Below are 13,048 nucleotides of genomic sequence, written 5' to 3'. Positions count from 1 at the left end.
TCCGCACCGCCGCGCTCCCGCGGCGGCTCGACCCCACGCCAAGGCCGGCGCGGGCAGCCCCGAAGGGGCAACACGGGCCGCAGGCGTGCGGGTTGCGGGCCGGACGCCGCCGGGCAGGAGGGCCTCTCCCGGCGGGCACGGCGCGAGCGAGAGGCTGTCAGGCGACCAGCCGCAGCTCGCTGCTAGCCGGTATCTCGAGCCCGATCGCCTGCGCGATCCGCTCCGCCAGTCGCTGCGGCGAGAGCAGCTCGTCGACGCGGGCCCAGTGGTTCCGCCCGCCGCAATAGTCGCGCCGCCCGCGCACCGACCGAAACAGGACGTCGTCCGGGCCGTAGCCGCGGATCGAGACCTGGACGTACACGCGATCCGTGTGAAGAGTGACCTCGCCCGACACGACCGGACCTCCGGCGTTCACTCGCAGGTCGTAGCTGTCCGGGGCGAGACCGAGCGCATCGGCCAGCCGCCCGAGCGCGCGTCGCGCCTCTGCGTGGAAGAGCCGCTTGGCATCCGCGTCGAAGGCGACGCCGCGGGCTGCGAGCGTGGCGAGCACAGGACGTTCGCGCAGGTCGGCGATGGCGGTGGCGCATAGGCCACGTAACGTGGGCCGGTCCGGGTAGGCGAGCGTCGCCACGGCGCCGAGATGCTGGGCGAGCAGCATCACCGCCGGATCGTGCTCGAACGACGTGCCCGCGTTCAGGCAGTCCTTCGCCGCGGCCTGGATCGCGTGCAGGCAGGCGGCGATGGTGGTGAGGCCGCTCGGGTCGAGCGCCTGGGCGTGGCGGTGGGGCATGTCATAGATCATGGCCGGTCTCCGGGAGGTCAGGCGCGCCGTTCCGCGCCCGCCCATCTCCAAGCCGGCTCTCCTCCTCAGCCGATCGTCAGCCCGAACTGTTCGGCGGTGAAGCGCGCCTGCAGGTCGGACGGAAAGGCCGCCAATGCGATCAGCGGCGAGCCCTCAATGCGAAGGTGCCAGGTCTTGCCGGTGCGCGGCGCCCGGTCCGCAAACCCTGCGGGGTCGAGCAGGGCGACGTTGCAGCGCCCGGCGGGATCGCGAGCGGAGAAGCTGCGGATCGCTTGTGCCTGGGCCATCCTCGCCGACGCGGCGAGCGCCTGACAGGGGGCATAGTCGTCCGAGACCCACGCATCCGCGTCGCGGTTGAGCGGCGGGCGCGTGAGATCGACGAGCCGGTCGAGGCGGAGAGCGACCGAGAAGGAGCTGTGCTCGGTCACGGTGCGCGGCGGCGTGAGCCCAGGCGAGCGCGACAGGAAGCGAAGCCGCCAGTACGCGGTCTCGGCGATCGCGGTCGCCTCATGCTCGGACGAGTAGAAGATGCCCGGCCGCTCATCGGCGCGGCGGAAGCGCGAGGCGCTGCGGTGCCCGTAGCGGAACGGCGAGGCGAGGAGATAGTGGAGGTGGCGCGCGTCGCGCGGCAGCTCAGGCTTCACCGCGTCCGCGAGCTCCTCCAGGATCCGCTGGTCCTCCAGGCTCGAGGCCAGACGATTGGTCGAGATGCGGTGCTGCGCCTCGACGACGCGCCACACCCGCTCCCTATAGGCCTGGAACTCAGACGCGAGCGCGGAAGGCGTCCACATAGTCGCAGACCCGGGACAGGCCCGTGAAGGTGGACAGCAGCTCGACGGGCGCGCGCTCCAGATCGAGGTTGGGCGTGCGGAGCCATGAGCGGCTCGCCTGATCGTCGCTGCCCATCAGCGCGTCGAGGCTGCGGAACAGGCGGAGCAGATACTGCCCCGCCTCGAACGACTTGGACCGAGCCTCAAGCTGGAGCTTGCCCGCACGCAGGCGCGAGGCGCTCGGATGCGATATGCCGAGTATGAGGCCGAGCTCCTCGTTCGTTAGCTTCCAGTGCTCGGCGATGCGCGCCACCGCCGTGCTCAGCGCGCGTTCCCGGTCGTCCTGTCTCGTCGTGAGCACGGTGGCCATGTTGTTCTCCTGAACAAGATATAGCAGTTCTGTTCCATAGAACAACACGTCAGGCAGCGAGAAGCTCCGGTTCGAACCTGTGCTCCGCAGTCGGGCGTCCGAGCGACAGGATCAGCTGGGCGGCCTGCTCGGCCTTCGCGGCGGCGGTGAGCACGGCGCGGCTGTCGCTGCGGAGCACCTTCAGCCACGATGCGATGTAGCTGGCGTGGTGGTCGAGATGCGCGACCGGCAGGCCAAGATCGGCTCCGATGAGCGCCGACGCGAGCTCGGCGACCAGCTCCTCCATCGCATAGGCGCTCGTCCCGAAGCGCTGGCCCAGGTCTCGATCGAGCCGCGTCCGGTGCCCCGTCCAGTGGGCGAGCTCGTGGGCGAGCGTCGCCCAGTAATGGTCGAGGTCGCGGAACAGGGTCTCGGGCGGCATGGTGATCCGGTCGACGCCGGGCTCGTAATAGGCCTCGACGCCCTGGTTGCGGAGCGAGGCCGGCACCTGCGCGAAGAAGGCGGCCAGCGCGGGGTCGCGGTCGGCCGGTTGCACGGGCGCGGGCGGGGCCGGGGAGAAGCGCTCGGGCAGCCCGTCGACCTGCGACGCGTTGAAGACCGGGAAGCTTTTCAGGACGCGCCGCGCCTCCTGTTGGGTCTCGCCGGTGTTGCGGTCCTCCACCTCGGCCGAGTAGCTCTTATAGAAGACGGCGATCGTGCTTCGTTCGCCGCGTCGCACCTGCCCGCCGAGCTTCTGGGCCTGAAGATAGGTCATCCAGTAGGGCGAGGCGAAGCCGCCCATCTGGGCCGTCATCCAGAGCCATACGACGTTGATGCCCTGATAAGGCGTGCCGCAGGCGCGCAACGGTCGCGAGATGGACGCCCCGGTCCAGGGCTGAACCCAGGGCTTCACGCCGGCTTCGAGCCGCTCGATGATGGCGCGGGTGATCGTCTCGGCCGGGTTGGGCCGAGGGTTGGTCTGGGAGTGCATGACGGTTCTCCTGATCGACGAGCCTTCAGGCTCGTGCCCGTCCGGGCCCGCTCTCCTCTGATCGGGCACGAAAAGGGGCGACCTCCCGATCGGGAAGTCGCCCCAGGCCGGCCGTCCTCAGAAGTTGTCAGGCGGCTTCGCGATCCTGCGCTTCCGCTTGGTCAGTGCCGTCGCCACCGCCGGTCTCGGACCCGTCGTCCCCGACCTCGTCAGTAGTCGAGGCCGCCGTTACGACGCGGACGATCCCGCGCCCGACCAGGGCTCCCGGGCCGCGTGCAGCCTCAGCCTCCGCCTGCGTCTCGGTCGGCTCGGCGATGGCGACGCGGTGGCCGGCTTTGATGAGCTGGGCGACGTAGCTGGTCGCGGCGTGCGCCGGCACGCCGCACATCGGCACCGGGTCGCCTCCGGGTTCGCTCCGCGTCGTGAGCGCGATGTCGAGCACCTGCGACGCGGCCCTGGCGTCCTCGAAAAACAGCTCGAAGAAGTCGCCCATGCGGTAGAGGAGAAGTGCGTTGCCTGCTTCCGACTTCAGCGCCAGATACTGCGACATGGTCGAGCTCGTCGTCTTGCCGACCCGAGCAGCCGCCTCCGGCTCCGTCGCCGGTTGCGGCTCGCCGATCTCGACCGGCGAGATCGGACCGAAGCGCATCGCATCCGGCACCCAGGCGACCGCCGCCGCCTTAACTTCGACCTCACCGATGAAGTCGCCCGAGAAGATCTTCTCGCAGGTCGCGGCGAGATCGGCCTTCTTGGACGACACGTACCGCGCAGCCAGCACCGGGCCGCCGACGTCGCGAAGCGCGTCGAACATGACGGGCTTGGTGACCCGGTCGAAATAGCCGGTCGCCGTCGGGCGCCACCAGGCGGCGGCGTCGATGCCTAGCAGTCCTGCGAGGTGATCGTGGAACCGGCAGAGGTGCTGGCCAGGCAGATTGGCGCTCGCCTCCAACGTCCCGGCGACGAGCACGCCCAGCCAGGCCGCCCGCGCGTCGGGCGGAAGCTGCCGGAAGGCGTCGAAGCGCGCCGCGAGCGACTCGCCGTCGGCCCAGGACCGATCCAGCGCAGCGAGCTGCCGGTCACGCTCGATCGAAGCGGCCGCGTCGGGCGTCTTGAACCCGATCACCGGATCCTGCGGCTTGGCCGCTCGCAGCGACGAGCCGACGCGCTCGGACCGGTAGCCGGTCTGCTGGTCGGCCATGAGGAAGATCGCGAGGTCGAGCGCGAAATCCGGGTCGGCCGCGACATGTGCGGCCAGGACGTCGCGACGTTGCATCGCGAGCTCCTCAACCAGCCGCTGCGACAACGCGGCCGGCTTATCAGTCTCGGCCGGCTCTCCTGCCGCCGCGTCCCCGACAGCGGGCTCGGGCGGGGTCTCGGCTTTTCCTGCGTAGAAGGCGCTGTGCAGCCGCGGCACGCCGTCGCGACCGAGTACGAGGAAGGTGCCGGCGGTTTCGCGCTGCTCGGGGGCCAGCACCGGGGCCTTCTCGGCCAGGGCCGAGATCCGGCTCTCGATCTCGTCCAGACGCGTGTCGGCCGCCGCGCGCTCCTCGTCGCTTGCTTCCTCGTCTTCGAGCACGCCCTGACAGTCGGTCGCTTCGGCCTCGAGCCGCTCGATCTCGACCTTCTCATCGTCCGTCGGCTCGGGCGCGTCGAGCACCAGTCGCCGGAGTCCCTCCGTCCGCTCCCAGCCGACATGCTCGTCGAGCGAGGGCCTGACCCAGGCGAGGCCGGTCTCGGTCGCCGTCGTGGCCGCCGCAGCGTCGAGCTTCTCGGTCGCCAATCGCTCCAGGATCGCGACGTCGAGCCAGCGGGCGGACGCCTCGTCGGAGAAGAGATCGCGCTCGACCCGGCCGCCCGCCGCGAGATACGCGTCCTCGCCGACGAAACGGGCGCGGGGATCGGCCCCGCTCACGGTCGCCTGCGTCATCATGCGCCGGATGCTGTCGGGGTGGGGCGACGAATAGCTGCGCGCCATCTGCTCGAAGACGAGCGCCTGGCGCTCGCGATCAGCGGTGACGGCGTACGCCTTGGCGATATCGAGGCTGATCTCGCCGCGACCCAGCGCCTCGAAGACTACGGGCGCGAGGTTAGCGAGCCGGAGCCGCCCTTCGACGAAGCGGGTCGTCAGCCCGAACCGGCGCGCGATGCCGTCGACATCCGAGCCGAGCTCGATCAGCGCCTGAAAGGCGAGGCACTCGTCGGCGGGGTTCATGGCGAGCCGCTGGAAGTTCTCGGCCAGGCTCGCCTCGGCCGCGTCGGTGCCGCTATCCGTCAGAACGAGGCAGGGCACGCCGTGATCCTTTGGCAGCGCACCGTCGGCGGCGAGCGCCTTGAGAGCGGCCAGGCGGCGGCCGCCCGCCTCGACCGCGAAGCTGCCCTTCGGCTTCGCCGCCACCGTCACGACGAGGTTCTGGAGCAGGCCGCGCCCCTGGAGGTCGGCCTTGAGCTGGGCGTCGGCGAGCGGGTCGGACTGGCGGCGCACGTTGCGCTTGGACGCGACGAGCTTGTTGAGCGGTATCGTCTGGATCATCGGTCAGGCTCCTGAGCCCGGACGCCCGATTGCGCCCGAGGCTCACCTGCCCGGCGCCAGCCTTTCCTCTCCTTGAGCGCTTAGGCGTAAAGCCGCGCCAGCCGATCGTCGGTCGTCGCCGCGAGCGGGTTCAGCACGGTCACGCCGCGCCAGCTGAAGCCGTTGCTCATGTCTTCGGACAGCAGAAGCGTGCAGCCCGCTTCCGCCGCGGCGTTGAGGATCAGCGCGTCCCAGAACTGAAGCTGGTGCGCCGCGACGAGGTCGAGCGCGGAGAAGAGCGCGGACGCGCTGCTGTCGGCGGCGCCGAACGCCTCCGTCATGCGCAGAACCGTCGCACGCGCGTCGCCACGGCTGGCGCCGGCACGGGTGAGCACTACGAACAGCTCGCCCATGACCTGGACCGGGACCACCAGTGACGCGCGCCCGCGCAGCCGCTTCAGCAATGTGCGGGATGCGTCGATCTTGGCGGCGTCGTCCGGGTGGCGATTCACGCCGGCGACATAGGCGAGTATATTGGTGTCGAGCGCGACGCGGCTCACTCGTAGAGATCCGCGCGCGCCCAGCCGGCCAGCGAACGCCGGGGCAGCGTCTCGACATGCGCGAGCAGGGCGTCGATCGCGGGCGCCTGCCGGTCGAGATCATCGACTGGAACCACTTTGGCGACGGGGCGGCCGCGCGAGGTGACGACGAAGGTCTCGCCGTCCTGCACCTCGCGCAGCAGCTCGGAGAAGCGCTGGTTGGCGTCGCTTGCTGTGATCGCGCGTTCCACGTCGGTCCCTTCTAGTGGTAACACCTAAATAGATCATGAGGACGCGCGTGTCGAGCCGGCTGGCCGCCAGCTTGTCAGCGCCGTCAGGATTGCGTTCGCCCGGTCGAGCGGGACGAAGAGCCGGGTCTGATATCGGATGATCTCGACGAAGCATCCGTGCGCTTTGTACTCGGGCAGCCGCTTGGGCTCGAAGCCGAGCAGCTCGACCCGTTGCGAACCGTTGACCAGCGACCGTTTGGCCGTGAGGCCGGTAACATCCAGCACAACCGGCTTGCCGCCTTTCAACATGACGTTCACGAGCTGACGAGGATCGAGCTTAACGTCCAAGCCGACGCCCAGCGCTCGCCCGAGCGAAGTCACGGCGTCAACGGGCACGTACCTGCCGAGCGATGACTTGCGTTCGGTGTCGACGAGCCGGACCACCTGGACATGGTCGGCGGGCAGCTTGTCCCAGATCGGCAGGAGGAGTCCGGTCGCGAGGTAAAGGGTCTCGTGATCAACCGTGGCGGCGATCTCGTCCGCCTCCCGCACCCACTCGGCCCCGAACCTGTCGCGGTCGATCGGCCCCCAGCTCGACTCCTCGAACTGATCGCGCCGGACGTGCTCGCGCTTGCCGGGCCGGATGAGCTCGTAACGCCCGATCGAGCTGCCTTCCTGGTCGAGTAGGCTACGCGCGTTGACGCGAAGCGCGACCTTGCCCGAGCGGGCGTTGAGCACGAACTGCGCGTCCGGGCGCTTGGCCGCCAACTGCCGGACGGCGTCGAGACGCATCGGCTTGCCGCGCCGCTCAATTTCGACCTTGAGCAGATGGCTCGTCGCGCCGCTCACCGCGTCCGTCCGGATCACCGCGTCGTCGACGATGTTGAAGCGCTCGACGGCAAGCGTCTCGACGCCGAGATCGAGCGTGCCCGCCTCGAGCGCGGCAGACACCCGCGCCTCGACCAGCCCCATGAACTCATCGAAGATTGCGTTCTGAAGCGCGATCGGCAGCGCCAGGATGCGGTTCAGCCAGCGCTGGATCGGCGGCAGGTCCTCGCGCAATCCTCCGCCTTCGGCTTCGAGCCGCAGGCCGGTGCGCTCCTGGAACAACTCGAAGGTGGTCGAGCCGAGCTTGCCGTCGAAGAGCAGACGGTACCAGGCCGTCAGCGCGCTCTTGGCGTAGTCGCTCTCCAGATTGTCGGCGGGGTCGAACAGGTTCTGCCCGCCGGTCTGGCGCTGGCCGCGGGTGAGCGCGCCCAGGCTGTCGAGCCGGCGCGCGATCGTGGAGATGAACCGCCGCTCGCCGCGCACATCGGTCGTCACCGGCCGGAAGAGCGGTGCCGACGCCTGGGCGCTCCGGTGGGTGCGGCCGAGACCTTGGATCGCGGCATCGGCGCGCCAGCCTGGCTCGAGCAGATAGTGGATGCGTCGCGCCTGGTTTCGGGCGGTGAGGCTCGCATGATAGCTGCGGCCCGTCCCGCCCGCGTCCGAGAAGACGAGCACGCGCTTGGCCCCATCCATGAAGGCCTGCGCCTCGGCGATATTGGCGCGGGGCGTGCGGCGCTCCAGCTTCTGGCTGCCGTCAGCGCCGATGACGAGTCGCCGCGTCCGGCCGGTCACCTCCGCCACCTGTTCTGTCCCGAAACGCTCGATGATCATGTCGAGCGCGGTGCCGATCGGAGGCAGGGCGCAGAGCTGTTCGACGAGCGCGTCGCGCGCGGCCATCGCGGCGTGGCAGTGGACGGGGCGACCTTCCTCGTCGCTCATCGGCTCCGAACGGCTGTTGCCCTCCGCGTCGGTGAAGACGCGCATCTGACGCGTCGGAAACGCGCTTACGAGATAGTCGACGACATATTCGCGGGGGCTGAGGTCTATCTCGAGCAGCTCGCGTTCGAGCGGGTCGAGATCGGCCAGCCTGCGGTCGAGCATCGCCTCCGCCGTCGAGACGAGCTGGACGACGACGGCGTCGCCGCGTTGGAGGTCGGCCTCGACCGCGGGAAGGAGGCTGGGCAGCTTACAGGAGAGGAGCAGCTGCGCGAAGAAGCGCTGCTTGGTTCCTTCGAACCGCGACAGCGCGGCCGATTTGGCGTTGCTGTTGAGCGTCGCCCCGTTCTCGCCGTCGACGACGCGGGTCGCCTCCAGCGCCTCCTCCAGGTTTCGGTGGATGATGGCCCAGGCGTCGGCATAAGCGTCGTAGGTCGCGACCTGATCGGGGGTGAGCGCATGCTCCAGCAGGTCATACTCGACGCCCGCGAAGGACAGCGCTCGGGCGAGGTAGAGGCCCAGCGCCTTCAGGTCGCGGGCGACCAGCTCCATCGCGGCGATGCCGCCTGCGCGGATCCCGGCGATGAACGCCTCGCGGTCTGCAAAGGCGGTACCTGGCCCCCAGAGGCCGAGCCGGGCCGCGTAGGAGAGGTTGGCGATGTCGGACGCGCCGGTAGCGGACGCGTAGAGCACGCGCGCGCGCGGCAGGTTGTTCTGGAGCCGGAGGCCCGCCATGCCCTGCTCGGAGCCCTTCACCCGGCCGCGCGAGCCCTCGCCGCCAAGCGCATTCGCCATGGCGTGGCTCTCGTCGAACGCGACCACGCCGTCGAAGCTCTCGCCCGCCCAGGCAAGGATCTGGGCGAGGCGCGTCGCGTCCTCGCGGCCCGAGCGCAGCGTCGGATAGGTGAGGAACAGGATGCCGGTGTCGAGCTCGACGGGCACGCCCAGCTTCCATTGCGACAGGGGTTGGATGTCGAGCGCGAGCCCGCCGAGCGCCGTCCAGTCGCGGCGAGCATCCTCGAGCAACGTCTCATTCTTCGAGATCCAGATGTGCCGCCGGCGGCCCCGGAGCCAATGGTCGAGGATCACGCCCGCGATCTGGCGTCCTTTGCCGGCACCCGTACCGTCGCCGAGGAAGAACCCGCAGCGATAGGACTGGCCGGCCTCGGACACCTTGAGGCCGCATCCTTCCTCGTCCGCGACGAAGCGGCCGGGCAGGTCGCGCTCGAACGCGGCGCCGGCATAGACGAGCGTCTCGAGCTGGGCCTCGGACAGCAGCCCGTCCGCGACGAGGCGGGACGGGAGCAGGGGGCGGTGTCCCACCTTGGGTGCCGCGATCGAGCCCATGGCGAGCGATTCGACGAGCGGCGTCGGGTGGTCGGCCGCGCCGGGCAGTCTCAAGCGGCTGGCGCGCCAGGGAAGGTAGATGCCGACCTGGGCGTCGGCCGGTGCCGGCTCGTCGAGCGGTTCGACCAGGACCGGTTCGGCGTCGGCAGATGCCGCTGCGGGCGACCGGGGCAGGAGGGGTGAAGGCTTGGTTGGCCGCGCCGTTCGGCCGAACAGCGAAGAGGCGCGTTGGGTTGGCAGTGGCTGCGCTGCCGGTCGTGGAGCCACAACGGCCGATCCCCCGCCGCGATCGGCCGCGAGCGCGAGCAGCGGCTTGATCAGGTCGCCGAGCATGGTCGCGCGTATCAGCTGGGCAGGCTCCCGTCCGGCGAATTTGTCCAGGACGACAAGGCGCACCGCGACCCCGGTCCCATGTCGTGCGAACGCGCCACGGTCGATGAACGCGTCCAGCCTGGGAGCGACGTCGCCCCGGTAAGCGGCGCACCAAGCGCGGAGATCGAAGCCCTCCGGCATCAAAGCCACGAGCCGCCCATTGGGTCGCAACCGCCGAATAGCCGCGCGGAGATGCCGTGCGGCGGCATGTCGATCGTTCCCGCGCCCGCTGGAGCGCGCGAAAGGCGGGTTCATCAGGACGAGGCTCGGCCGGAGACCGGGCGCGAGTAGGTCGTCGATGAGCTCGGCATCGTGACCGAACACTGGTGCCTCGGGGAAGACGGAGACGAGCCCGGACCGGCGGTGCGGATCGAGTTCGTTGAGGACGAGCGTCACGCCTCGCGCCGATGCGGGCCCGGCGAGCAGGCCGTTGCCGGCCGAGGGCTCGAGCAGGAGTTCGCCCGCGCGCGGCGCCGCGGCGAGGGCCGCTAGATAGCCGAGCGGCAGCGGCGTCGAGAATTGCTGAAGAGCGACCTGATCCTCGCTCCGGTGACTCTGGACAGGAAGCGAGGCCGTGATCCGGGCGAGCCTGTCGAGCACGGTGCGCGGACTGCCCGCGAGCAGTCCGGACGCAGGATCGCTCGCGAGCTTGGCCTGGGCGAGCTCGAGCGCGTCATAGGCGTGACGCATCGACCAGCCGGCGTCCGCGTCCGAGCGGCCGGTGGCGGCCTCGAACAGCTGGCGGAGGAGACGGGCGTCGATCGGCTCGCCGGCGCGCAGGAAGTCGGCGAGGCGCGTCGCGACGGCGACATGGGGTGGCGGGGCAGAGGGGAGGTCGAGGGCGAGGCTGGCCATGGTCTGTCTCCGGCCCGCCGGGCTCCATCGCCGCGGTCGGGTCGCGAGACCTGCCGATCCCTCTCCTCTCAGGCCGCGTCGGCCTGCACGCTTGCGCGGAGCACGTCGTTCCAGTCGCAGCTCCAGCGGCGCGGGAAGTAGGTGGTGATCACCGGGATGGCGGCGTGCGCGTCGCGCGCCAGCCGCTCCGCGCGCCTGCCGCCTGCGTCGTGATCGAGGAAGAGCATGAGCTCCTCGATGCCGCCCGGCAGTCGCACGTGACGGAAGCGCTCGGTGCCGAGCGTGGCCCAGCACGGCACGCCGAACAGCATGGCCGCGGACAGCGCCGTCTCCAGACCCTCGGCCAGCCCTAGCCGTGGACCTGACCCGCCAAGCCGGACGGCGCCGCCGCCGAACCGGCCGAGCCCAAGCTTCGGCTCGGGCAGCTGCGCCAGCCGGCCGGTGCGCCGGTCAAGGAAGGTGCGGTGAACGCCGACCAGGCCCGTGTCGTCGCGCACCGCGGCCACTAGCGCGGGGCGGAACTGCGTGAACGGCTTGGGTCCGTGGGGTGCTCGCGGATGGTAGCGGAGCTCGGGCGAGGGCAGGGTGATCGCGCGACTCCGCAGATAGCGCTCCGCTGGCGTTCCCGCGATGATTCGCGCGTCGCGCCAGACGCGCGTCGCGGCGCGCGCGAAATCCTTCGCGTGGCCCGCGAAATCGTTCGCGCGTCCATGAACGGCCGGCCGGCCGGACAGCAGGCCGAGACGCCGGAGCTCGCGCAGGATGTCCGGCGCCGCGCAGCCGGCGAAGCAGTGGAGGAGCAGACGCGTCGTCCCGACCCGGACGCTCAAGGATGGCGAGCGGTCGGCATGGGCGGGACAGCGGCACATCCCGCCGCCGTGCGACCAGCGCCCGCCGAGATGCTCGACGATGAATCGGCCCTCATCGGCGAGACTGAAAGGGTGAGGTGAGGTGCCCACGGGCCTTCTCCTGCTGCGAGCTTCCGTCAGCTTGCCCCGCCGCCTCACCTCCCGCGGCCGCTGTCATCCGCTTGTCTGTTCCGTCTATGTTCTATGCGGAAGGGCAGAATGCGAGCAAGGACGACCATCATGTTCACGCCCAATCGCTTAGGTCGAACGGCTCTGGCCGTTGCGACACTGCTCGGGTCCGCCGCGCACGCGGCGGAGCCGGAACCCGATTTCGCGCCGGACGCGCCGGGCTTCGCGCTGATCGAGCACCGGATCGCAATTCGTCAGCCGACGCTCGCGCCCGCCGCGACGGTCCATTCGATGTCGGCGCTCCGGCCGCATGTGGCGGCGAGGCGACCGGCGACGTCGCTGGCGCGCGAGCGCGTGCTTCCCTGGATCAACAGCGCCGAGAACCGTCACCGTCTGCCGCTGGGGCTGTTGGACGCGCTGATCGCGACGGAGTCCGCGTACCTGCCGTTCGCGGTCAGCCGCGCCGGTGCCGCGGGGCTTGCCCAGCTCATGCCGGGAACGGCCGTGGATCTGGGCGTCACGGACCGGTTCGACCCCGTCCAGAGCATCGAGGGTGGGGCGCGTTACCTGCGCCAGATGCTCGACCGGTTCGGCTCGGTATCGCTGGCGCTCGCAGCCTACAATGCCGGGCCAGGGGCAGTCGCTAAGGCCGGCGGCATTCCCGGCAATCGTGAGACGCCGGTCTATGTGAGCCGGGTGATCGGCCGCTGGTTGTCGTCGCGGGAGAGCTTCTGATGCTTAGCACCGAGCGGCAGCGCCGCTCCGTCGCCGCGCGTATGCGGCGGAGGACGACGGACCCGCCTGAGATCCGGTGTACCCTCCGATCCGAACCTTTCAGCAGCCAGAGGTGGCTCGTGCAAACGCCCGTCGTCCAGGACCCCCGCGCTTATCTCGATCAGGTCATTCGCGAGCGCGGCTGGGATTATGCCGCGGTGTCGCGGATGATCAGGCGCAACCCGTCCTATATCAGCCAGTTCATCCATCGCGGCACTCCCCGCAGGCTCGACGAACGCGACCGGCGCGTGATCGCGTCGGCGCTCGGCGTACCCGAGACGATGCTGGGCGCCGATCCGCAGGCCGACGACAAGAAGAAGCTGCGCAAGGTGCCGCGTCTCGACGTCCGCGCCTCGGCTGGTCCCGGAGCCACGGCGTTCTCCGAGTTCGCCTCCGACACGTTCGGTTTCAGCGAACGCTGGCTGCGCGACCTCGCCCATGGGAGCCCGGACGGGCTATCGCTGATCCAGGTGCAAGGTGACTCGATGGAGCCGACGCTGAGCGACGGCGACGACATCATGGTCAATCGCAACGACGGCGTATCGCGTCTCCGGGACGGCATCTACGTCCTTCGGCGCGGGGACGATCTCCATGTGAAGCGGATCGCCTGCAGTCCCGTGAAGGGCCGTATCTCGGTCCGCAGCGACAATCCGGCCTATCCGAGCTGGGAGGATGTGGACGTGTCCACGATCGCGGTGATCGGGCGGGTCGTGTGGTCGGCGGGGCGGCACTGATGGCGCGGCGTGGGGCTTTCGACGTCACCGCCTCG

The 13,048-nt window shown here is 70.2% G+C and carries 11 protein-coding genes; 2 read left to right on the top strand and 9 right to left on the bottom strand.

What is annotated here, in order from left to right; genetic code table 11:
- Positions 1–157 precede the first annotated feature (157 nt).
- The 9 genes from CKY28_RS06820 to CKY28_RS06780 form a co-directional block, all read right to left on the bottom strand.
- Positions 158–802 carry a hypothetical protein gene (locus tag CKY28_RS06820; protein ID WP_095997535.1) on the bottom strand — a complete coding sequence of 215 codons (645 nt, stop codon included), beginning with the start codon at positions 800–802 and terminating at the stop codon, positions 158–160.
- 65 nt (positions 803–867) lie between these two features.
- Positions 868–1,542 carry an RES family NAD+ phosphorylase gene (locus CKY28_RS06815; protein WP_245841660.1) on the bottom strand — a complete coding sequence of 225 codons (675 nt, stop codon included), beginning with the start codon at positions 1,540–1,542 and terminating at the stop codon, positions 868–870.
- Positions 1,543–1,564: 22 nt separating this feature from the next.
- Positions 1,565–1,942, bottom strand: a complete 378-nt coding sequence (locus CKY28_RS06810; protein ID WP_095997533.1) for an antitoxin Xre/MbcA/ParS toxin-binding domain-containing protein — start codon at positions 1,940–1,942, stop codon at positions 1,565–1,567.
- Between the two features lie 49 nt (positions 1,943–1,991).
- On the bottom strand, positions 1,992–2,912 hold the full coding sequence (locus CKY28_RS06805; RefSeq protein WP_095997532.1) for an ArdC family protein: 921 nt from the start codon (positions 2,910–2,912) through the stop codon (positions 1,992–1,994).
- Positions 2,913–3,039: 127 nt separating this feature from the next.
- Entirely contained in the window at positions 3,040–5,442 is a 2,403-nt protein-coding gene (locus tag CKY28_RS06800) for a ParB/RepB/Spo0J family partition protein (RefSeq protein ID WP_217989557.1), read from the bottom strand.
- An 80-nt stretch (positions 5,443–5,522) separates the two neighbouring features.
- Entirely contained in the window at positions 5,523–5,981 is a 459-nt protein-coding gene (locus tag CKY28_RS06795; protein ID WP_095997531.1) for a PIN domain-containing protein, read from the bottom strand.
- Positions 5,978–6,211 carry a type II toxin-antitoxin system Phd/YefM family antitoxin gene (locus CKY28_RS06790; protein ID WP_176472982.1) on the bottom strand — a complete coding sequence of 78 codons (234 nt, stop codon included), beginning with the start codon at positions 6,209–6,211 and terminating at the stop codon, positions 5,978–5,980. Before CKY28_RS06790 ends, CKY28_RS06795 begins: the two co-directional genes overlap by 4 nt.
- Before the next feature lie 33 nt (positions 6,212–6,244).
- A complete protein-coding gene (locus CKY28_RS06785; protein ID WP_095997529.1) occupies positions 6,245–10,528 on the bottom strand; it encodes a strawberry notch family protein in 4,284 nt (1,427 codons plus the stop codon).
- A 68-nt stretch (positions 10,529–10,596) separates the two neighbouring features.
- Positions 10,597–11,487 (bottom strand): DUF7146 domain-containing protein, encoded by an 891-nt coding sequence (locus CKY28_RS06780; protein ID WP_245841659.1) that lies wholly within the window; start codon positions 11,485–11,487, stop codon positions 10,597–10,599.
- Between the two features lie 129 nt (positions 11,488–11,616).
- Between CKY28_RS06780 and CKY28_RS06775 the strand changes: the two genes are divergently transcribed.
- Together CKY28_RS06775 and CKY28_RS06770 are read left to right on the top strand one after the other, a co-directional pair.
- The gene (locus tag CKY28_RS06775) at positions 11,617–12,240 is read left to right on the top strand and encodes a lytic transglycosylase domain-containing protein (protein WP_095997527.1); all 624 of its coding nucleotides are present in this window, start codon (positions 11,617–11,619) and stop codon (positions 12,238–12,240) included.
- 119 nt (positions 12,241–12,359) lie between these two features.
- Positions 12,360–13,013: a S24 family peptidase gene (locus CKY28_RS06770; protein ID WP_245841657.1), complete on the top strand. Its 654-nt coding sequence runs from the start codon at positions 12,360–12,362 to the stop codon at positions 13,011–13,013.
- Positions 13,014–13,048 lie beyond the last annotated feature (35 nt).

Origin of the sequence: Sphingomonas lenta (genome assembly GCF_002288825.1) — a bacterium.
Classification (GTDB): Bacteria; Pseudomonadota; Alphaproteobacteria; order Sphingomonadales; family Sphingomonadaceae; genus Sphingomonas; species Sphingomonas lenta.
The sequence above is the reverse complement of the archived record's forward strand: the minus strand, read 5'-3'. Positions and strand labels throughout refer to the sequence as shown.

Bases quoted from the DNA above. Each gene is read 5' to 3' on its own strand.
- CKY28_RS06775 (WP_095997527.1), top strand. From the start codon at position 11,617: ATGTTCACGCCCAATCGCTTAGGTCGAACGGCTCTGGCCGTTGCGACA.
- CKY28_RS06785 (WP_095997529.1), bottom strand. From the start codon at position 10,528: ATGGCCAGCCTCGCCCTCGACCTCCCCTCTGCCCCGCCACCCCATGTC.
- CKY28_RS06805 (WP_095997532.1), bottom strand. From the start codon at position 2,912: ATGCACTCCCAGACCAACCCTCGGCCCAACCCGGCCGAGACGATCACC.
- CKY28_RS06810 (WP_095997533.1), bottom strand. From the start codon at position 1,942: ATGGCCACCGTGCTCACGACGAGACAGGACGACCGGGAACGCGCGCTG.
- CKY28_RS06800 (WP_217989557.1), bottom strand. From the start codon at position 5,442: ATGATCCAGACGATACCGCTCAACAAGCTCGTCGCGTCCAAGCGCAAC.
- CKY28_RS06820 (WP_095997535.1), bottom strand. From the start codon at position 802: ATGATCTATGACATGCCCCACCGCCACGCCCAGGCGCTCGACCCGAGC.